Origin of the sequence: Stenotrophomonas sp. Pemsol (assembly GCF_003586545.1) — a bacterium.
Taxonomy (GTDB): Bacteria; Pseudomonadota; Gammaproteobacteria; order Xanthomonadales; family Xanthomonadaceae; genus Stenotrophomonas; species Stenotrophomonas sepilia.
Genome location: NZ_CP025780.1, coordinates 1,948,687 through 1,969,476 on the forward strand (window position 1 = coordinate 1,948,687; position 20,790 = coordinate 1,969,476).

General features: G+C 67.1%; 18 protein-coding genes. 10 read left to right on the forward strand and 8 right to left on the reverse strand.

The window, feature by feature from the left end; all coding sequences use genetic code 11:
- Window positions 1-17: 17 nt before the first annotated feature.
- The 3 genes from PEM_RS09095 to PEM_RS09105 all read right to left on the reverse strand — a co-directional run bounded on the left by PEM_RS09095 (window position 18) and on the right by PEM_RS09105 (window position 2,149).
- Window positions 18-914, reverse strand: coding sequence for a hypothetical protein (locus PEM_RS09095; RefSeq protein WP_065196365.1), 897 nt, complete (start codon window positions 912-914; stop codon window positions 18-20).
- Between the two features lie 247 nt (window positions 915-1,161).
- On the reverse strand, window positions 1,162-1,479 hold the full coding sequence (locus PEM_RS09100) for a hypothetical protein (protein ID WP_134955340.1): 318 nt from the start codon (window positions 1,477-1,479) through the stop codon (window positions 1,162-1,164).
- Window positions 1,472-2,149, reverse strand: coding sequence for a response regulator (locus tag PEM_RS09105; protein WP_111129307.1), 678 nt, complete (start codon window positions 2,147-2,149; stop codon window positions 1,472-1,474). The genes PEM_RS09100 and PEM_RS09105 overlap by 8 nt, the downstream gene beginning before the upstream one ends.
- Before the next feature lie 77 nt (window positions 2,150-2,226).
- Between PEM_RS09105 and PEM_RS09110 the strand changes: the two genes are divergently transcribed.
- Window positions 2,227-2,874, forward strand: coding sequence for a response regulator transcription factor (locus PEM_RS09110; protein WP_065177737.1), 648 nt, complete (start codon window positions 2,227-2,229; stop codon window positions 2,872-2,874).
- A 23-nt stretch (window positions 2,875-2,897) separates the two neighbouring features.
- Here PEM_RS09110 and PEM_RS09115 read toward each other — a convergent pair whose 3' ends face one another.
- Together PEM_RS09115 and PEM_RS09120 are read right to left on the reverse strand one after the other, a co-directional pair.
- The gene (locus PEM_RS09115) at window positions 2,898-6,269 is read right to left on the reverse strand and encodes a hybrid sensor histidine kinase/response regulator (protein ID WP_111129309.1); all 3,372 of its coding nucleotides are present in this window, start codon (window positions 6,267-6,269) and stop codon (window positions 2,898-2,900) included.
- A 32-nt stretch (window positions 6,270-6,301) separates the two neighbouring features.
- Window positions 6,302-8,968: an ATP-binding protein gene (locus tag PEM_RS09120; protein WP_111129312.1), complete on the reverse strand. Its 2,667-nt coding sequence runs from the start codon at window positions 8,966-8,968 to the stop codon at window positions 6,302-6,304.
- 219 nt (window positions 8,969-9,187) lie between these two features.
- Here PEM_RS09120 and PEM_RS09125 point away from each other — a divergent pair, with 219 nt between their 5' ends.
- Entirely contained in the window at window positions 9,188-10,060 is an 873-nt protein-coding gene (locus PEM_RS09125; RefSeq protein WP_111129314.1) for a hypothetical protein, read from the forward strand.
- A gap of 42 nt (window positions 10,061-10,102) precedes the next feature.
- Here the strand turns inward: PEM_RS09125 and PEM_RS09130 are convergent, their stop codons facing one another.
- Together PEM_RS09130 and PEM_RS09135 are read right to left on the reverse strand one after the other, a co-directional pair.
- A complete protein-coding gene (locus tag PEM_RS09130) occupies window positions 10,103-10,528 on the reverse strand; it encodes an organic hydroperoxide resistance protein (RefSeq protein ID WP_005416694.1) in 426 nt (141 codons plus the stop codon).
- Between the two features lie 117 nt (window positions 10,529-10,645).
- Window positions 10,646-11,311 carry a TraX family protein gene (locus tag PEM_RS09135; RefSeq protein WP_111129316.1) on the reverse strand — a complete coding sequence of 222 codons (666 nt, stop codon included), beginning with the start codon at window positions 11,309-11,311 and terminating at the stop codon, window positions 10,646-10,648.
- 114 nt (window positions 11,312-11,425) lie between these two features.
- On the opposite strand from PEM_RS09135, the gene pip reads away from it, so the two are divergent.
- The 8 genes from pip (at window position 11,426) to PEM_RS09175 (ending at window position 19,542) form a co-directional block, all read left to right on the forward strand.
- A complete protein-coding gene (gene pip / locus PEM_RS09140) occupies window positions 11,426-12,373 on the forward strand; it encodes a prolyl aminopeptidase (protein WP_111129318.1) in 948 nt (315 codons plus the stop codon).
- Window positions 12,374-12,580: 207 nt separating this feature from the next.
- On the forward strand, window positions 12,581-12,880 hold the full coding sequence (locus PEM_RS09145) for a hypothetical protein (RefSeq protein WP_065177732.1): 300 nt from the start codon (window positions 12,581-12,583) through the stop codon (window positions 12,878-12,880).
- A 293-nt stretch (window positions 12,881-13,173) separates the two neighbouring features.
- Entirely contained in the window at window positions 13,174-13,473 is a 300-nt protein-coding gene (locus tag PEM_RS09150; protein WP_005416698.1) for a hypothetical protein, read from the forward strand.
- Between the two features lie 63 nt (window positions 13,474-13,536).
- On the forward strand, window positions 13,537-16,296 hold the full coding sequence (mgtA, locus tag PEM_RS09155; RefSeq protein ID WP_111129320.1) for a magnesium-translocating P-type ATPase: 2,760 nt from the start codon (window positions 13,537-13,539) through the stop codon (window positions 16,294-16,296).
- A 31-nt stretch (window positions 16,297-16,327) separates the two neighbouring features.
- On the forward strand, window positions 16,328-17,065 hold the full coding sequence (locus PEM_RS09160; RefSeq protein ID WP_065177730.1) for an MgtC/SapB family protein: 738 nt from the start codon (window positions 16,328-16,330) through the stop codon (window positions 17,063-17,065).
- Window positions 17,066-17,304: 239 nt separating this feature from the next.
- Window positions 17,305-18,360: an ATP-binding protein gene (locus PEM_RS09165; protein WP_111129322.1), complete on the forward strand. Its 1,056-nt coding sequence runs from the start codon at window positions 17,305-17,307 to the stop codon at window positions 18,358-18,360.
- Complete coding sequence (locus PEM_RS09170; protein WP_005416702.1) at window positions 18,353-18,994, forward strand: response regulator transcription factor; 642 nt, start codon at window positions 18,353-18,355, stop codon at window positions 18,992-18,994. Before PEM_RS09165 ends, PEM_RS09170 begins: the two co-directional genes overlap by 8 nt.
- On the forward strand, window positions 18,991-19,542 hold the full coding sequence (locus tag PEM_RS09175; protein WP_111129324.1) for a DUF1697 domain-containing protein: 552 nt from the start codon (window positions 18,991-18,993) through the stop codon (window positions 19,540-19,542). The genes PEM_RS09170 and PEM_RS09175 overlap by 4 nt, the downstream gene beginning before the upstream one ends.
- A 69-nt stretch (window positions 19,543-19,611) precedes the next feature.
- Here PEM_RS09175 and PEM_RS09180 read toward each other — a convergent pair whose 3' ends face one another.
- On the reverse strand, window positions 19,612-20,784 hold the full coding sequence (locus PEM_RS09180; protein WP_111129326.1) for a low temperature requirement protein A: 1,173 nt from the start codon (window positions 20,782-20,784) through the stop codon (window positions 19,612-19,614).
- Window positions 20,785-20,790 lie beyond the last annotated feature (6 nt).

Consider the following 20,790-nt stretch of genomic DNA (forward strand, 5'->3'; position numbering starts at 1 on the left):
AGCGCCGTGTGCGCAGATCAGTAGACGCTGTAGCCCCAGCGGCCTTCGCTGGCGTTATAGCGGTACGTCGCCTTGTTGATCGGGTGGCCGTTGACGCTGTAGTAGCGCGAGTTGGACAGATCGGTGATCTGGATGATGTCGCCATCCACGGCCTCGACCGGCAGCGTCATGTTGCGCGGGGTGGTCACGTCTTCGGCCGGGCCGGAGAGCACGATATCGGTCCAGCGCTGCTGCATCTTCGGCAGCTGCGCGGTGGTCGGCTGGAAATGGGCGCGGCCACGACGCGCGTGCCACTGGCCATCAGCGCCATCGAAGACAAAACCACAGCTCTGGGCTACACCGCAGGTCTGCACGCCACCAGCCACTTCCGGGCCTTGGATGGTCACGTCATTCTGGGTGTAGTTCACCAGGCCCAGCACGGCACGCGCCGGCGCCTGCGGCGGCAGGCTCACGCTCGACACGGTGCGGGTGACGTGCAGGTCGATGAACGTCTTCTCGGTAGCCGGTGCCTGGGCATGCGGACCGTCCCTCAATACAATGCGGTCGTCATCCAGGCCGCGTCCGACATACCAACGCCCAAGGCTGTCACTCTTCGCCAACACGAGGTTGCTCAGGCGCTGCACCGGGATGTACACCAGATCGGCCGCGCTGGTGCCTGCGGCGTCCAGCATTGCGACGCGGCGTCCTGCCATGGACGTCAGCGCAACCTGGTCACCATCGCGCGGGTTGGCTGGCAGCTTCAGCTCTGCGGCAAAGTCGCTGTCGGAAATTTCGAAGAACAGCTTGCTGTAGCCCGACGGCATGGCGCCGCTGTCGCCGTTGGACTTCGGGGTCAGGTGGGCTTCGGCGGCGCTGGCGGCCAGCGGGGCCAAGCACAGCAGGGTGGCGGCACACAGGAGCTTGCGTGAAATCATGGTCTCTCGCGGTTTCAGTTGAGGGAAACCACGCCACTGCCCAAGCCTGCGGCAGTAGCGTGGTGCCCCAACGATGCCTGCGAGGCGCCATGACATCTGTCTGACGTGTACGATTTTCACGTCGATTTCACATGGTGCAAGGAAGGGCTGGAACCCTCACCGGGTGCTGCCTGTCTGGCGTGTACGAGAGCGACCTGCGACGCTGGGCCGAAATCCGTTGGCAGTGACCAGGCCGAAGTGCGTGCGGCTAGCGGGTGCCGGTACGCACCTGGGCTGCGGGCGTGTCCTCATGGCAGCCACAGGGTTCGATCACCACGTCCGGCCATGTGCTGCGCAGCTGCCTGCGCTGTGCGGGCGAGGCATACAGATACACATTCAGAAGATCCAGGAATCGCTTCTGCCCTTGCGGCGACAAGCGGGAGAAGCTGGACATCAATGCGGCGATGCGAACATCGAGCAGACGCGACACGGCGGCTCCGGAATGAGAGTGAGGGGTTCCCATCACCCTATCCAGTGCAGCGGCCAGTTCCATCGGACGACGTCTGATTTGCACGGCGTCAGTCATCTTCTTTGCTGCCGGTTCCGCGGGCCAGCCGTGCACCCTGTGATGCAGAAACCATGCCTTCGCTCACGGCGTACTCGAAGATGTCTGCCGTGCGATCAAGCTTCAACTTGACCATGGCCGAGTGCTTCTGCGTGCTGATGGTCTGGCGGCTGCGCTGCAGCTGTGCGGCGATTTCCTTCTGCGACTTGCCTTCGGCGATCAACCGCACCACTTCGGCCTCGCGCTTGGTCAGCACCGCCGGCAGCGCATCATCATCGCCCAGCTGGTGGCGCACGTCGCGAGAGAGGTAGCGCACACCCTGCTTGGCGCAGCGGATCGCCTCGGCCAATTCGTCGATGGGGTCGGTCTTGGCCACGATGCAGTTCACCCCTGCCCTGCGTATGCTGCTCAGGACCTGCCGGCCGCCGACGGCGGTAAGCACCACCAGCGGGACGGCGGCGAAGCGGCGGCGCAGGAAGCCGACCAGGGCGACGCCGTCGCCGTACTGGCCCCCGGGCATCGAGAAGTCGGTGACCGCTACATCCACGGGAAAGCGGTCCATCACCTCGACCAATGCCGTAGAATCCTCTACGCTCGCTACAACCTTGATGTCGGCTACCCTGTCCAATGCTTCGCGTACGCCAGCAAGGATGACAGGATGGTCATCGGCAATAACGATGCGGATACTCATGGTGCGTTCTCCTTGAAGCGGTTCGTGTTTCCTGCTGCGCTGCCAGCCATCCCGTTTACGACCGGACAGTTCCCCTCATGATCCAGCTCGCCATCCGTGTTGCGCTCGCCGACGATCATCCGGTCATACGACTGGGCGTGCAGAGCGCGCTGGACCAGGCGCCGGCCATCCACTGCATCGGTGCGGTGGAAGACTCCACGGCGCTGGTGGCACTGCTGGAACGGGAGAACTGCGATGTGGTGGTGACCGACTACGCGATGCCGGGCGGTGCGTATGGCGATGGCCTGGAGCTGCTGGCGTACCTGCAGCAGCATTTCGCACAGCTGCGCATTGTGGTGATGACCGGCCTGGACCAGCCCAGCCTGCTCAACCGGCTGGACGTGCTGGGCGTGTCCGGCATCCTCAGCAAGGGCGACGACCTGCATCACGTGCAGGCCGCGGTGATGGCCGTGTATGCCCACCGCCGCTACTTTTCGCCGAGCGTGGCCGAGCTGCTGCAGCGCAAGGAGGCCCGGCGCGTGACCGAACTGTCGCCGCGCGAGAAGGAAGTCGTGGCCCTGTTCGTCAATGGGCTGACCGTTGCCGAGATCGCTGCCCGGCTGGACCGCAGGAAGCAGACCGTCAGCACGCAGAAAGTGAATGCCATGCGCAAGCTCAACGCCACCAATGACGCCGAGCTGCACAAGTTTGCCGTTGACCTGGGCCTGAACCTGCTCGGCAGCTGAGGCGGTCTGGCGCGCTGCGGGAATCACGGGGCCGCCTCCAGCGTCTGCCGGTACTGGTCCAGGCGCACCTGCAATGCGTGCTGCAGGGCATCCAGTGCTTCGGCATCGACCGTCTCGCCGTCACGCAACGCACGTTCGATGACGCCGCACTGCTCGGCCAGCGTCTTCTCGCCCAGCATCTGCAGTGCGCCCTTGAAGGCATGCACGCGCTCCAGCAGGCGCAGCGCGTCGCCGTCTGCACGGGCCTGTGCAATCGCACGCAGGTCCTTGTCGCCGGTTTCAACGAAGATGCGGCGGATCGCGGGCGACACGGTTGCTGCGGGCGGAGCCGCGTCCATGGCGGGCGTTGCATCCACACGCACGCGGGTCAGCCCGGCTTCCAGGCGGTCCAGGTTCAAGGGTTTCAGCAGCAGGTCGTCGATGCCGGCCGCCAGGCAGCGCTCACGCTCACTGGCCAGCGCAGTGGCGGTGATGGCCAGGATCGGAAGCGAGTGACCACGGCTGCGCAGTTCACGCGCCAGCGCGTAGCCGTCCATCACCGGCATGTTGATGTCGGTCAGCACCGCCAGGTAAACGCCGTCCTGCCACAACGCCAAGGCCGCCTGGCCGTCCTCGGCGGCATCGACGGCAAAGCCCAGCTCCTCCAGCTGCTGCTGGATCAGTTCGCGGTTCACCGCGTTGTCCTCCACCAGCAGCACCCGTCCACGTGCGTTCACCGCTGGCACCGGGTTCGCCTGTGGCGCAGGCGCGGCGCCTTCGTCGGCCCCGATCGCCGCCAACAGCGCATCGCTGGCATAGCAGGTGACTTCGGTATAGCCGCCGCGCAGTTCGGGATTCAACGGACCCTGTGCGTAGGCCAGCACCGCATGACGATGGGCGGCAGCCAGCTGCCGTTCCTCCTCGCGGTCCCACGGGCGGTGATCGCCAATGACCAGCAGCACATCGCCAGCGGCTTCGGCCTGTGGATGATCCAGCGCGTTGACAGCCGCACCCCACTGCACCAACAGGCGCTCGAACTCGCCGCGCCATTCCGGTGACGACGACAGTACGGTGATCCGACGCCCACGCAGTGGCTGCGGCCGCGCCGTCGTCGTCGCCTGCGTGCGCACCGGCAGCCACAGGGTGAAACTGCTGCCCACGCCCACCGTGCTCTGCACCGACACCTGGCCGCCCATGGCGTGCGCCAACTGCTGGCACAGGGCCAGGCCCAGGCCACTTCCGCCGTAGCGGCGCGAGACGCTGGCATCGGCCTGCTGGAAAGGCTGGAACAACTGCTCGGCCTGTTCGGCGGTCATGCCGATGCCGGAATCGACCACCTGCACCCGGAGCTGCGATGCGCTGCCGTTGATCAGCAGCTCCGCACGCAGCAGGATACGGCCAGAAGCGGTGAACTTCACCGCGTTGCTGACCAGGTTGTTGAGTATCTGGCGCAGCCGGTGCACATCGCCGATGCAGTCCTGGCCGGCCGGTGCTTCAACCGCGAAGTACAGGCGCACACCCTTGCGCAGCGCATCGGGTGCGTACAGCAGGGCCACGCTCTCGATCAGCGGCCGCAGCGGGAACGGGGCCAGCTCGACATCCAGCTGCCCGGCCTCGATCTTGGAGAAATCCAGCACGTCGCTGATGATCCGCATCAGCGCGTCTGCGGAGAACCGGATGCGGTCCAGTCGCTCGCGCTGGCTCGGCTGCAGCGGCGACCGGCCGAGCAGCTCCAGATGGCCCAGCACGCCGTTGAGCGGGGTGCGGATCTCGTGGCTCATGGTGGCCACGAAGGCCGACTTGGCCCGGGTGGCGGCTTCGGCGGACTGCCGCGCGGTCTCGGAGTCCTCGCGCGCGCGGCGCAGGTTTTCTTCCAGCTCGACCTGCGCGGTGACATCGCGCAGTGCACACACCCACACCGCCTGGTCGTGGTACCTGGCCAGCGCCAGGCTGATCTGCAGCTGGGTGGCATTGCCTTCTTCGGCCGACCAATGAAGGTCCAATGATTCGTCACCCTGCACGCCCCGCCCGGCTTCGGCCAGGCGCGCGTACAACGGCGGCACTTCATCTTCCTCGGCATCATCCTCCTCAACGGCCCGCACCAGTTGCCGCGCGGTTTCGTTCTCAAGCAGTGGGCGGCCATTGTCGCGGGCAAGCAGCGCCAGCCCAATCGGTGCAGTACCGATGATGGCGCGGCTGAGGGCCTCGCTTTCGTAGACACGCGACGCATCGGCCAGCGCCGGCGCAAACACCCGCCGGTCGATGCGGCGCAGCAACCACCACAGCAGGACGATGATCAACAGCGCGCTGATCCAGCGTACCAGCAGATAGTTGCCCTGCGCCTGCCAGATGTCGGACCAGTCATAGACGTGGCTGAGCGTCCAGTCCACGCCGGGCAGCGCGCAGGCCAGGATGAAACGGCCGTTCCCGTAGTGGCGCACTGGCTTGGTGCCCAGCCCGCTGGCGACGGCAGCCAGTGCCAGCGCCTGCTCGTCAGCGGTGAGCCCACCACTGCTGAGCACCACGCGATGATCGCCGGTGGCCACCAGGTAGCGGCCCTCCTCGCGCGCTTCCAGGCGTGCACGGATGGTATCGATGGACTCGAACACGACCCGCCTGAAGTACGGCGTGGTGCCTTCGGCCATGGTCACGGTTCCCACCAGGGATGCCTGGCCATTGAACGGATTGACGGCGAAATGCGAGCGCAGGCGTCCTTCACGCGACGCCGAGCGGATCGGGCCGGGGCGCGCTGCCAACCGCCGTACATCGGGCTCGTCGCGCAACAGCCGTGCGAAGGCCTGTTGCCGCGTCGCAACCCCAAGCGTCTGCAGCAGCTGCGCCTCATCACGCACGTTGGACACGGCCAGCAACCGCCCCTGTGGCTCGTAGGCGTAGACCATCACCGCGCCGGGAGCCTCCTGCGAGGTGATCGAATCGGCGGTGTAGGCCGAATAGATCTCGATCATGCCCAGATAGGCGCTGAGCTCATCCGCCGGCAGCGGATTGTCGCGTAGGCCGAGCACCAGCCACGGCACCGCCGTGCGGCCTTCGGCGCGCACCAGGAGCTTCTGGTCCTGCGCCTGGAAGCGCTCGGCCAACGGTCCGCCGGCGTGCTGCAGGACCGCCCGCTGGTCGCGCCAGAGCACGTCGTTGCCGTTGACCACCGTGGCATACGCGCGGTCACGCTGGAACAGGAAGTAGTCCATCGCAGCCCGCGCTTCCATGAACGACTGCCGTTCACGGCCATGGAACTCTTCCACGTCGGCGATGGAGCTGACGATGGCCGCCAGCAACACCAGCACGGTGATCAGGGCGCCGCCGCCGATGAGGAGGCGCTTGCGCAGGCGGCGCAGGTCGTCCAGGCGCGCTGCGGCAGCCGAGCTTCCTGCGGTGGGCGCGGTTCCGGAACCTGCCATGACATTGATCCTGACGTGGGTGCCCATGCAATTTATCCGATTGCGACATTCACTGGCGGTTCTGGCTCGCTTTGAACCAGAGCCTGATACAGCGATTCGCTGGCATAGCAGGACACCACCTGCCCCTCCCCTTGCCACTGCGGACGCAGCGGGCCTTCACGGCAGACCCGGACCCACGCACGGCCGGAGCGCTGCACGCCCTCCCACTCGCTTGGAGCAGGCTCAAACATCACCACCACCGCCCCATCGGGAATATCCAGCCACGGCGCCGTCGCCAGCAGCTGCGGAGTGACGACCTGGGCTCCCCAACCGCGGATGCGCCGTTCAAGTTCCGCGCGCCACGGGCCGGCCGCAGCCAGCAGGCCCACCACCCGGCCCGCCAGGGGCACCGCCGCCGCCTGTGTGACCGAGGTCGCCAGCGGGGTTTCGAACACGAAACGGCTGCCGACCCCGGGGGTGCTTTCCACCCATATGCGGCCGCCCATGCGCTCGCAGAGCTGCTGGCACAGTGCCAACCCCAGGCCCGAACCACCAAACCGCGACAGGATGGTGGTGTCGGCCTGCACGAACGGCTTGAACAGCCGATCGCACTCCGCCTGGCTCAGGCCGATGCCGGAGTCGGTCGCCTCGAAGCGCAGCCACGCCAGCGCGTCCTCGCGACGGCAGGTTACGCCCAGCTGCACGCGCCCGGACGCAGTGAACTTCAACGCGTTGCTGGCCAGGTTGCGCAACACCCGCTCGATCGCCGCCATCGGCGCCACCGCGCCTTCCGGCACGTTGGCACCCACCACGCAATCGAGCTGCAGGCCCTTGGCATTGGCCATCGGTGCGAACAGCAGCGCCACCCGTTCAAGCATCGCCGCAGGCGAGAAGCGTTCGGGCGTCAGTGTCCACTGGCCGGACTCGATGCGCGACAGGTCCAGCACGTCGGTGATGATGTCCATGAGTGAATCGGCGGACTGGCGCAGGCGCAGCACCCGTTCCATCGACTCTGCGGGCAGGGGCGCGCGCGCCAGCAGTTCCAGGTGGCCGATGATACCGTGCAGCGGCGTGCGGATCTCATGGCTCATCGCCGCCACGAAATGCGATTTGGCGCGGCTGCACGATTCTGCGGCAGCGGTCAGTTCCTGCTCGGCCAGCAGGGCGCGCATGTCGTCGCTGATGTCTTCCACCATCAGCAGCACGCCTCCCGGCCACGCGTGCCCGCCGCAGTGGACGTGAGTACGGTGGAACAGTCGCTGCTGCGGATCGCTGGCCAGCGGCAGCTCGCCGCCGAGGATGACCGGGCCATCGGCCAGATCAGCCTGTTCGACCGCGGCGCGCAGCTGTGGAATCAAGCGGCCACCGCTGGCGCGGTCCATCCGCTGCAGGGGACTGTTGAGGTCCTGTACCTCACCACTGCGGGCATCCAGCAGCGCAACCCCGACTGGAACATAGTCCAGCAGCAGGCGCAGGCGCTGGTCGCGCGCGTAGATCGCCTTGACCTGGCGCAGCGCCGGCATGTACATGCGCTTGTGCAGCCACAGCAGGAAGATCCACAGCACGGCCAGCGCGGCGATCAGCGAGGCGCCGCCCGACAGCAGCATCGGCGCTATGCCGCGCAGGATGTCGCGCCAGCGGTAGGTTTCCACCAGCGTCCAGGGCGTGCCATTCACCGCCAGCGCCAGGGTGAAGCGCCCGTTGTGGAAGCGTGCGCGGGTGGCATTGCCGAGCAGAACCCAGTCGGCGTCGGCGCCGCTGACATCACGTGCATCCTCGTGGCTGGAGAGCACGCGCAGGCCGTCACGGTCCAGCAACATCAGGTGGCCCTGGCTGTTGCGGCGAAGCAGGTCCTGCAAGCGGGCCAAGGGCTCGTACGCGACGAACGTGGCAATGGGGGCGTCGCCGGCACTGGCCTGGAACACTGACACCAGCGAGGCTTGGCCGGTGATCGGATGGCGGCCGAAGGTGCGCTGCGGTGCGTCGCTGCGTGCCAGGCTCTCCAGCAGCGGCACCTGGTCATGCAGCGAGGCGGGGGCCAGCAGCTGCGCAGGAGCCCGCAGGTGCTCGAAGATCTCCTCGCGCGAGCGCATGCCCAGCGCGTCCGCCAGGCTGCGCTCGGTCAGGCCGTTGTCCAGCGACAGGTACTGTCCGCTGGGGTCGAAGAAGTACGAAGCCCCCACCGGCTCGCCTTCATCGGAGGTGCGGGTCAGGCGCTGGATCAACGAGACGGCGGCACTCAGCTGCAGGTAACGCTTCAGCTCCTGCGGCTGCCACTGCAGTGTCTGCAGGCCCAGCGCCATCTGCGGCCGGCTGCTGTCGTCGGCCACCACCAGCAGCCGCTGGCCGCCCTGCAGATACGCCTGGTACATCGCATCGGAACTGGCCTGGCCCAATCGCGCGTCGTGGCCCCAGGCGTACTCGGCCATGTTGGCCAGGCGGGCGTAGCTGGCATCCTGCCGCGCCAGCTGGATCTGCAATGCATTGTGAGCACGGCGGAAATCGGCGATGCGACGGGCCTCGTAGGCGTTCACCTGGACCACGATGAGGGTGATCAGCACGCTGATCGAGAGCAGGCTGAGTACCGCCCCGCACGCCAGCATCAGCCGACGTGGGTAGCGTCGCAGTGCCTGCAGCTCGCCGCCATCAGCCGGCCCCGCACCTGCACGGGCGTGCAGGCGGTACGGGGACGCTGCGACGGTGGTAGGGGACGACGGCATGGCAGGAGGCGGCGTTGGAGGCTCGCAGACAGATCGGGGACGCTCAGCATGCAGTCGCGCCCCCCCTATCGATGTAGGACGATGTCCAAATTCGACGCTTGATGTGTCGTATTCCGCCCAAATCTTCACACCCCTCACAATTCGTACTTGTCCGGTTTCTGCCCGTCCCACCCGCCGCGACCCTGTCCGTCCCGAACCCCAGGACACGGAGAGACCGCGATGTGGGCACGACGCATGGGCGAACGCTGGTGGCTGCTGCGGCTGCTCAGCCGGCATGCACTCGATCAGGCCAGCCTGCGCCTGGGCGGCTTCGCCGCGCGCCTGCTGTCACCGTCGCAACAACGGCGCGTCGCCTGTCGCATTTCTGCTGCGCTGGGGCCCAGCCTGCAGCCCCGTCGCTACCAGAGCGCCTGTAGCGCCCTGCAACGGCTCGGCCTGCCCGCCGGCACGGCGAGCAGGCTGGGCAGCATCGTGCTGGCGCACGCGTGGCTGCGACGAATGCGCCTGCGCCACCTGCGCACACTCCCCTTCCACGCGGTGAAGCGGCATGCGCGCCTGATCGCCTGGAAGGACCCTCAGGCACTTTGGGCGTCCGGCGCGGGCCGGCGCCGTGTCGTCTGCCTGCTGCCCACCGGTGATGTGGAGCTGGCCATCGCAGCGGTACTGGATCGACCCGGTGCGCCTGCGCACTATTTCATCCGCAGCCCGCACGCTCCAGGGTCGGCCGAGCATCGAATCCTGGCGGCACTGCAGGGCCAGGGCCATCGCCTGGACATCGGATCATCGTCCATGCCCGGCCAGGGCTGGCGGCAGCTGCAACGTGGCGCCACGATCATCGCGCTGCTGGATCCGCTGCTGATGGTACGTTCCGCGCTGCCGGGCCATCGTCACACCGCACCGTTGCGGCTTGCGCGACTGGCGCGTGTGCCGGTGCTGCTTGCCGGGCATCGCAACGATGACGACGGCGCCGGCACCCTGCACGTGCTGGGTGAGTTCCGGCTGGATGGGAGCGCTGCGCAGTCGGACGCGCTGTACAGCACAGTGCAGGCATTTCTCGCAGCATCACCACTGGACTGGATGGCGCCGGGGTAAACCCGAAGGCCGCAGCGGGCGCGTCCCGCTGCGGCGGTTGGCTCAGGCTACGATGAGCGCGACGTTGATGTTGTTGCGGGTGGCATGCGAGTACGGGCATACCACGTGGGCCTTGCTGACCAGATCGCGTGCCTGCTCGCTGTCGACGCCCGGCAGCGAGATGGTCAGCGCGACGTCGATGGCGAAGCCGGTGCTGACCGGGCCGATGCCAACGCGACCGGTAACCGAAGCATTGTCGGGGATGCTCACGCCCTCGTGGCCAGCGACATGGCGCAGCGCGCCGAGGAAACACGCCGAGTAACCTGCGGCGAACAACTGCTCCGGGTTGGTGCCCGTCCCGCCAGTCCCACCCAGTTCTGCCGGCGTGGACAGCGCGATATCGAGCATCCTGTCCGATGAGGTGGCGTGGCCCTCGCGACCACCGACGGCGGTGGCCTGGGCGGTGTACAGGATCTGTTCAATGCTCATGGAGTGCTCCTTTGCGTGGTTGCGCGACCGCAGACGCGGCCGGAAACCGCATCGTGGAAGCAGGATCGAGCACGTTCCATCGGACAGGGACGATAGCCGCCACCCTGCAGCGACGAATCAGGCGCGCAGCAGCACGTACGCAGCAAGCACCGCCAGGTGCCCGACGTAGTAGAGATAGAACGCCCACCGCCAGCGCGGCAGTGGCCATGTCACCCGCGCGGCCAGCAGCACCACCGGTACGGCCAGCAATGCCCAGCCGTTGTGGTTCGCCCAGCACACCGCTGCGAGCCCGACCAGCAGCAGCCACCACGCGCGATGCCGGAACGCGATCCATCCCAGCAGCACGCAGCCGACACCCGCCCACTGGTAATCCACAAACATCGGCAGCACGCCGGCAGCCAGCAACAGCAGAACGGGCCGATGGTTCGCCAGCGCATGAATGGCCACCGCAGCCAGGGCAAAGGTCAGCAGGATGTTGAGCGGCAGCCAGGAACCAAACGCGAATGCGTGCAATGGCTGCGCGATCAGCCCCCACAACGCGAGCCGGCGTATCGATTTGCGCAGGTCGGCCCCGGGCTGGGCCAGGTTGCAGGCCATCACCAGCGCGAACAGCGGGAAGGCAATGCGCCCCAGTTCGCTGACCACCGGTACGTAGCCGCCAAAGACCACCTTGGCCACGTGATCACCGGTCATGGCCAGCAGTGCGATCCACTTCAGCAGCTCGCGCGCGCCGCTGCAGAGGGTGAAGTTGAAGGTTGACGTCCCGGTCGTGGTCGCTTGCATCGCGGAAGCTTATGCGCATCGGCCAACCCATTTCCAGCGCCGCGCAGGAGCCCGTCGCTGCAGCCCGCAGGTGGCGGCGCTATGCTGGCCGCCCCAGCTTGTGAGACACCTGCCATGCGTACCCTGTACCCCGCCATCGAACCCTACCGCGAGTTCACCCTGCCGGTGAGCGATCTGCACACGCTGCATGTCGAAGAGTGCGGCACACCGGACGGCATTCCGGTGGTGTACCTGCACGGCGGCCCAGGCGCGGGCATTTCACCCACCCATCGCCGTTTCTTCGATCCGGCACGCTACCGCATTGTGTTGATCGACCAGCGTGGCAGCGGCCGCTCCACACCGTTCGGCGAGCTGCGCGACAACACCACGCAGGACCTGGTGGCCGACATCGAGAAGGTGCGTGAGCACCTGGGCATCGAGCGTTGGCTGGTCTATGGCGGCTCCTGGGGGTCGACCCTGTCACTGGCCTACGCACAGGCGCATCCCGAGCGCGCCACCGGCCTGATCGTGCGCGGCGTATTCCTCGGCCGCGAAATGGAAAACCGCTGGTTCGCCGAAGCCAACGGCGGTGCGCGCTGGATCTTCCCGGAGCGCTGGGACCGCTATGAGGCCTACATTCCGGAAGCCGAGCGCGGCGACATGATCGCAGCCTACTGGAGCCGCATGGACAGCCCGGATGTGGCGACCCGGATCGAAGCCGCGCAGGCCTGGCTGGGCTGGGAGGACAACGCGGCCACCCTGCAGCACGACGTGGATGCGCAATCCACCGACGACCCGCTGGACACATTGGCAAAGGCCCGCATTGAAGCGCATTACTTCCGCAACAGCATCTTCCTGGAGCCGGACCAGCTGCTGCGCGATATCGATCGCATCCGCCACCTGCCCTGCGTGATCGTGCAGGGGCGCTACGACATCATCTGCCCGCCGCGCAGTGCGTGGGATCTGGCCAAGGCCTGGCCGGAAGCCCGGCTGGAGATGGTGACCTCCGGCCACAGCGCGAACGAGCCGGCCACGGTGGATGCGCTGGTGCGGGCCACGGACGCCTTTGCCGACCGCTTCTGAAGCAGACGGGAGTGCCGGTCGATGGCCGGCATCCCACCGTTCGAGGGTAGCTTCGACTCCGCGCAATCGCTGCTGCGCGGCCAGGTGAATGGCGACCCACCGGCAACGGTCCACGGCCCCATTCTTCGCAGCCCGCTTACAGCTCCGCGCAGAAGATCCGGCGGTGACCACCGCACCGGTGGTTCGCCCTTTCCCCAGGAGCACGCCATGACCGGTTATCGCTGCCTTCCCATCGCTCTCTCGCTATCTGCGGGCCTGCTGCTGGGCGCCTGTTCCAATCCCCAGGAGGCCAGCAAGGCCACCGCCGCCGAGGACGTGACAGAAGTAAGGCTCATCCCTGCCTACGAATCGCTGGACAAGGACAAGGACGGCATCGTCACCCTGGCGGAAGTCGATGCGGTAGCACCGGACTGGGCCGAACGGCTGCATGCCTGCGATACCGACCGTGACAAGACGTTGACCCGTGGCGAGTACGACGTGTGCAAGCAGACCAGCGCTTCGCATTGATCCATCACTGAACCCTCGATTGGCGCTGTGCATGCCCGGCTATACCAAGGTATAGCCGGGCTAACCCACGAGTCTCTAGGCCTGTCCCATTCAGGGGCGGACAATAGCACCAATGGCCAGGGCAACCCTGGCTGCCAACTTTCCCTCATGGAGACGCAGATGGACCCCGACCCTGCCGGGTGCGCCGCACCCCGGATCACCGCCTGTTGCCTGTTCCTGGCGCCTGCCCGCCGGTCCCTGCCTGCCTGAGTGACGGGGGACCGCCAGGCGCCGCCTGCCTGGAGATCGCCCCCATGTCCTACAAGATCCTCTACATCACCCTGCGCCGCCTGATCGGCGAGCGCGATGTTGCCGCCCTGCGCAGCCAGCTGCTGCAATACGGCCCGGTCATGTTTGCCCGTTCGCTGTCGCTCGGTTCGCCGCGCGTGGTGGCCGACGCCTTGTCGCTGCTGCCGATCAGCGAGCGCATCACTGTGCTGCGTCATCTGCCCTATCCCCTGCGCGATGCGATGAAGCCGCTGTGCATCGGTGGCAGCCAGCGGCTGCACATGCAGCCATGGTCACCGGCGGTGCTGGCGATGCGCCACGCCTGATCTGTGTCACCCATTCCGTTCGTGTTCCGGCTGCGGCCGGCTCTGACATTCGAGGAGCGTCCCATGAGCCTGCTCAACGCCTGGTTCAACGCCTTCCTGCGCAGCCGCCGCGCAGGCAACCTGTTCCGCCGCCGTGCGATGCCCGAAGCCGGGTTCGGCCCGGGCAGCACCGAAGCGGCGCCATTCGCGCTCACCACCGGCCTGGTTACCCTCGCCCAGCAGAATGAAACCCAGCTCCTGGCCACGCTGGGCTCGCATGCCGATGGTCTCAGCCCGCACGAGGCCGGGGAGCGCCTGGCCACGCTCGGGCCCAACGAGGTGGATCACGAGAAGCCGCTGCCGTGGTGGCGGCACCTGTGGCAGTGCTACCGCAATCCGTTCAACCTGCTGCTGACCGTGCTGGCGGCGGTATCCTGGCTGACCGAGGACATCAAGGCGACGATCGTCATCGGTGCGATGGTGCTGCTGTCCACGCTGATCCGCTTCGTGCAGGAGGGTCGTTCGAACCGAGCGGCCGAGCGGCTGAAGGCACTGGTCGGCAACACTGCGCGCGTGCTGCGCCGCAATCCCGGCACCGAGGCTGCGGATGTGGCAGACCAGTACTTCGGCGCGCGCCTGCACAGCCGTCGCCCTGCACGCCTGCTGGACCTGCCGATCCGTGAACTGGTGCCCGGCGACCACATCGTGCTGTCGGCAGGCGACATGATTCCGGCCGATTGCCGCGTGCTGAACGCCAAGGACCTGTTCGTGGCGCAGGCGGCGATGACCGGCGAGTCGCTGCCGGTGGAGAAATTCGCGCACCCGGGCGATGGCCTGGCCGGCCTGCTGGAACAGCACAACCTGCTGTTCATGGGTACCAACGTGGTGTCCGGTACGGCCACCGCCATTGTGCTGGCCACCGGTAACCGCACCTACTTCGGCACCCTGGCCCAGCGCAGCACCGCCACCGACCGTGCGCCCACCGCATTCCAGGCCGGCGTCAACAGTGTCAGCTGGCTGCTGATCCGCTTCGCGCTGGTGATGGTGCCGTTCGTGCTGCTGATCAACGGCTGGACAAAGGGCGACTGGACCGAGGCGTTCCTGTTCGCGCTGTCGGTGGCGGTGGGCCTGACGCCGGAAATGCTGCCGATGATCGTCACTTCCACCCTGGCCAAGGGCGCGGTGCTGCTGTCGCGGCGCAAGGTGATCGTCAAGCGCCTGGACGCCATCCAGAACTTCGGCGCGATGGAAGTGCTGTGCACCGACAAGACCGGCACGCTCACCCAGGACAGGATCGCGCTGGAGCGCCACACCGATGTGTTCGGCCACGATTCGGAAGACGTACTGAAGTTCGCTTACCTCAACAGCCACTTCCAGACCGGGCTGATCAACCTGCTGGACCGTGCGGTACTGGAGCACGTGGAGCTGCAGAGTTCGCTGCGGCTGTCGCAGGACTACCACAAGGTGGATGAGATCCCGTTCGACTTCGAGCGCCGCCGCATGTCGGTGGTGGTCTCCGAGCGCGAGGACCACCACGAGCTGATCTGCAAGGGGGCGGTAGAAGAGATGCTGGCAGTCTGCAGCACCGTGCGTGAGAACGGCCAGGACATGCCGCTGGACGAGCGTCGCCTGGCGCGGGTGAGGCAGACCACCGAGGAACTGAACGAACAGGGCCTGCGCGTGGTTGCGGTAGCGATGAAGGAGACCGCGGCCAGCCAGACCACCTATTCGCAGGCCGACGAATGTAGCCTGACCCTGATCGGCTACGTGGCGTTCCTCGACCCGCCGAAGGAATGGGCCGCGCAGGCGCTGCAGGCGCTTGCCGCGCATGGCGTGGAGGTCAAGGTCTTCACCGGCGACAACGAACTGGTGACCGCGCGTGTCTGCGCGCAGGTGGGGCTGGACGCCGACACCATCCTGACCGGGCCGCAGATCGAGCGCATGGACGACGGCGCGCTGTCGCGGGCGCTGCACCACCATCGCGTGTTCGCCCGGCTGACGCCGCTGCACAAGGAGCGCCTGGTGCGCGAGCTGCGTGCTCAGGGCAAGGTGGTCGGCTTCCTCGGCGACGGCATCAATGATGCACCGGCGCTGCGCGCAGCCGATATCGGCATCAGCGTGGACAGCGCGGTGGACATCGCCAAGGAGGCTGCCGACATCATCCTGCTGGAAAAGAACCTGATGGTGCTGGAGGAAGGCGTCATCCAGGGCCGGCGCACGTTCAACAACATGCTGAAGTACATCCGCATGACCGCCAGCTCCAACTTCGGCAATGTGTTCTCGGTGCTGGTGGCCTCGGCCTTCCTGCCGTTCCTGCCGATGCTGCCGCTGCAGCTGCTGGTGCAGAACCTGCTGTACGACATCTCGCAGATCGCCATTCCGTTCGACAACGTGGACGAGGAGCTGGTGCGCAAGCCGCTGAAGTGGAACCCGGCGGACATCGGCCGCTTCATGGTGTTCTTCGGGCCGATCAGCTCGATCTTCGACCTGACCTGCTTCGCGTTGATGTGGTACGTGTTCGATGCACGCACGTCGGCCGACCAGGGCCTGTTCCAGTCCGGCTGGTTCGTGGTCGGCCTGCTGACCCAGACCCTGATCGTGCACATGATCCGCACGCCGAAGGTGCCGTTCCTGCAGAGCATCGCCGCGCCGCCACTGCTGCTGATGACCGGCCTGATCATGGCCATTGGCGTGGCCCTGCCGATGAGCCCGCTGGCCGGCTACTTCAAGCTGCAGGCGCTGCCGGCCGGCTACTGGCCGTTCCTGGTGGCGATCCTGTTCGGCTACGCGGTGCTGACCACTGCGCTGAAGCGGTTCTACATCCGTCGTTACGGCTGGCAGTAAGCGCCCGCCGCTTTGTCCAGGGAGAAACACAATGGACATCAATCCGAACCTGCCGGCGTTCGACGCCGGTGCCACGCTCAGCTCGCTGATCAGCCTGTCAGTGGCGTTCGTGCTGGGCACGGTCATCGGCCTGGAACGCCAGCTGCGGCAACGCACCGCGGGCCTGCGTACCAACACGCTGGTGGCGGTGGGAGCGGCGGTGTTCGTCGATCTGGCAGTGCGCTTCCATGACCTGTACGGCGGTCCACCGTCACCGCTGCATGTGGTGGCCTATGTGATCTCCGGCGTCGGCTTCCTTGGTGCCGGCGCGATCATGAAGGACGGCGCGCAGGTGTCCGGCCTGAACACCGCCGCCACCCTGTGGGGATCGGCGGCGGTGGGAGCATGTGCCGGTATCAAGCTGCTGCCCGAAGCAGTGCTCGCCGCGGTGTTCGTGCTGGCCGCCAACACCCTGCTGCGGCCGGTGGTGAACCGCATCCAGCGGCAGCCGCTGCCGGAAGCGTTCAGCGAGGCAACCTATGCGATCAACGTGGTCTGCCAGCGCGAGCAGCAGGCCGAGGTACTGGACCAGCTGTTGCTGCTGCTTGAGCAGGCGCAGTACCCGGTGCGCGCGGTGGACCAGCGCCCGTTCGGCGAGCGCGACGTGGAAATCGAAGCGGTGCTGTATGCCACCACGGTGGATGCCGGCGAACTGGATGCGGTACTGGCGACGCTGGCGACCACGCCCGGCGTGCTGCAGGGGTTCTGGAACGCCAGCCTGGAGGAGTAGTGCCGGCCGCTGGCCGGCAACCTCATGATCTCCGGACGCCCCGTGCATCGCCTCGGCATGCCCACCGCTGGGGGTAGTGCCGGCCGCTGGCCGGCAACCCCGTGATCTCCGGAAGCACCGTGCAGATGCCGGCCAGCGGCCGGCACTACCAGGCATCGCTTTGACCGGTGCCGACCAAGGCCGGCATCCACCGATGGCGGCTTTGCTATCCTTTCACCCCACGCCAGGGAGCCGTCCCGATGCCATCGCTGTCGCCCCGCCGCCCACTGGTGCTGCTGGCCCTGATCGTCGTGATGGCGGCGATCTTCCTGATCGACACCGTCACCGATTACGCGGTTGCCGCCGCCTGCTTCTACGCGGCGGTCATCCTGGCCGCATCGCGCGTGCTGGGCGCACGCGGGTTGATCACGCTTGCCCTGGCCTGCATCGCGCTGACCGGGCTGAGCTTCTTCCTGACCCGCTTCGGCACCTACCGCATCGGCCTGGTCAATTCGGTCATCGGCATGCTGGTGATCGGCATCACCACCTACCTCGCGCTGAATATGGAAGCGGCCAAGGCCGCCGTGCAGGAAGCACAGGGCCGCCTGCTGCGGGTAGCGCGCGCCTCCACCGTGGGCGAGCTCACCACCTCCATCGCGCATGAAGTGAACCAGCCGCTGGCGGCCATCGCCAGCAGCGCCGAAGCCTGCCAGCGCTGGCTCGCGCAGGACCCACCGAACGTGGACAAGGCACGGCAGACCGTGGCCCGCATCCTGGCCGATGCGCATCGCGCCGGCGACGTGATCGCCCGCATCCGCGGCCTGACCCAGGGCGCGGCACCGCAGCGACGCGCCTTCGATCTGAACCAGGCGGTGGAGGAAATGCTGGCGCTGTCGCGCAGCGAGCTGGACCGGCATGGCGTGGCCGTGGCGCTGCTGCTGGACGCCGAACTGCCACCGGTGCAGGCCGACCGCGTGCAGGTGCAGCAGGTGATCGGCAACCTGATCCTCAATGCGGTGGACGCGATGGAGACCGTGCCCACCGCCGACCGGCGCTTGTCCCTGCTGACCCGGCGCGACGGCCAGCGGGTCAGCCTCAGCGTCCGTGATCGCGGTGTCGGCCTGCCCGCCGATCATCCCGAACGCGTCTTCGATGCCTTCTGGACCACCAAGTCGCACGGTCTGGGGCTGGGTCTCAGCCTGAGCCGCTCGATGATCGAAGCCAACGACGGCCAGATCCGTGCCGAACGACCGGCAGGCGGCGGTGCCTGCTTTGTGTTCGACCTGCCCATTGCCACGGACGCCCACCATGCGTAAGCCCACTGCCGCCAACCCCGATCGGGCACCCATCGTCTATGTGGTCGACGACGATCCGTCGGTGCGCGCGGCACTGGAAGACCTGCTGGCCTCGATGGGCCTGCAGGTGCGGGCCTTCGCCTCCACCCAGGCCTTCCTCGAACACGCGCTGGAAGACGCACCGGCATGTCTCGTGCTGGACGTGCGCATGCCCGGCCAGAGCGGTCTTGAATTCCATCGCACGATGGGCAGCCACGGCCTGCAGCTGCCAGTGGTGTTCATCACCGGCCACGGCGACATCGCGATGGGCGTCAACGCGATCAAGGACGGCGCCATCGAATTCCTCACCAAGCCCTTCCGTGACCAGGAACTGCTTGACGCCATCCACAAGGGCATCGAGATCGACCGCCAGCGCCGCCGTGAGGGCGAGGCACTCGGCGCGCTGCAGCTGCGCTGGGACACCCTCAATGCCGGCGAGCGCGAGGTGGTCGATGGCGTGGTGCGCGGCCGCCTCAACAAGCAGATCGCCGGCGACCTGGGCGTCAGCGAGATCACGGTGAAGGTGCGCCGTGCGCAGGTGATGCGCAAGATGGGCGCACGCACCCTGGTTGACCTGGTGCGCATGTACGACCGCCTGCAGGCGGGTACGCCATGAACGTCCACGTCGCGCTGCTGCGCGCGGTCAACGTCGGCGGCACCGGCAAGCTGCCGATGCGCGAACTGGTGGCGATGTGCGAGGACGCAGGCTTCGCCGATGTCCGCACCTACATCGCCAGCGGCAATGTGGTGTTCCGCGGCGGGTTTGATGAATCCACCGTACGGGAGGCCCTCGCCCAACGGCTGCAGGCGTACGCCGGCAAGCCGCTGGGCGTGCTGGTGCGCTCGGCCAACGAGATCGCCGGCGTGGTGGCACGCAACCCGTTTGCGCAGGCCGCCGGCAACCGTGTGGTCGCGCTGTTCCTCGACGGCAGCCTGCCTGCCGATCCGCTGGACGGCGTGACCGGCCGGCGCGATGAACAGCTCGCACTCGGCACGCGCGAGATCTTCATCCACTACGGTGCCGGCATGGCCGACTCGCGCTTGCGGGTGCCCTATGCCCAGCACGGCACCGCCCGCAATATGAACACAATCGGCAAGCTTGCAGTGATGGCCGCAGCGCTTACCTCGCCTGCCAGCAATCCGCGTGTTGGCCGGAGGCGGTAGCGTCGACCTTCAGGCACTGCGCCGCGCTCGCGCTCCGTGAAGGCTGAAGCAGTGGGCGGACCCAACGGATCACGCCCGCTGCAAGCGGCGCTTCAATCGCGTATCCAGCAGCCCCACGCCCAGCAGCACCAGGCTGGTCAGCCATCCGGCGGCCAGCAGATGCACGTGCGGTAGCATCAGCCCCAGCACAAGCAGCGCCACCGCGCCCAGCAGATGCGAGCGCGGCGCGTGCCCATAGACCACGCGCTTGTACAGGGCACTGCCCAGCAGATAGATCAGCGGGCCTGCCACCATCACGGTCACGTAAACCGGGGTGACGGCCCCCCCCGGATGGCCCATGACCAGATCATTGCCCACCGCCGTGGCGATGATGCCGGCGATCAGCAATGCATGCACGTAGTGGAAGTTGGCGCCCATCCGCCCGGGGTCTTCGGCGTGGGTGATGGCCTCTGTGGCATCGCGGCTGGAGATGCCGAAGTACAGCCACCACATGGCAATCGTGCCGGCGAAGGTGGCCAACACCGCTGAAACCACTTCCAGGCTCCAATGCTCGACGTCGCTGAGCACGCCCCCGGTTGCCAGCAACGTCTCGCCCAGTGCGACGATGACGAACAGCTGGCAGCGTTCGGCCAGGTGTCCGCCCTCGATGGTCCAGTCGCGGGTGTGCGAACGGCCCATGCCCGGGAACGCGAAGCCGAACATCGGCGAGATGTATTCGCAGGCCACCGCCACCGCCCACAATGCCAGGCGGAGGTTGCCCTCGGCCGCCGCGCCGGCCAGCCAGAAGCAGGCCGACACGCTGACCCAGGCCAGCATGCGGCGGAAGTTCGGTGCCAACGGATGGCTCCGGCCGACCTCCAGCAGCACGAACGCGGTGCGTCCGACCTGCATCGTGGCGTACGCCCCGGCGAAGATCCACGCACGATCGGCAAACGCCTCGGGAATGGACGAGGACATCAACAACGCCAGCAGCATGGTGGCGAACAGCAGGCCGCGGATGCGCGGCACCTCCGGGTCGAACCAGTTGCTGACCCAGCACGCGTACTGCCAGCCGAGCCAGACCGCGAACCACAGCACCAGCGTCTGCAGTACACCGGCCAGGTCCAGGTGGTGCAGCAGATGGTGGCTGAGCTGGGTGACCGCGAATACGTAGACCAGATCGAAGAACAGTTCTTCGTAGGTCACGCGGGCATGGTGGCCGTCGCGGTGGCGCAGCGCGGGCAAGCGCAGTCGGGTACGCATGGAACT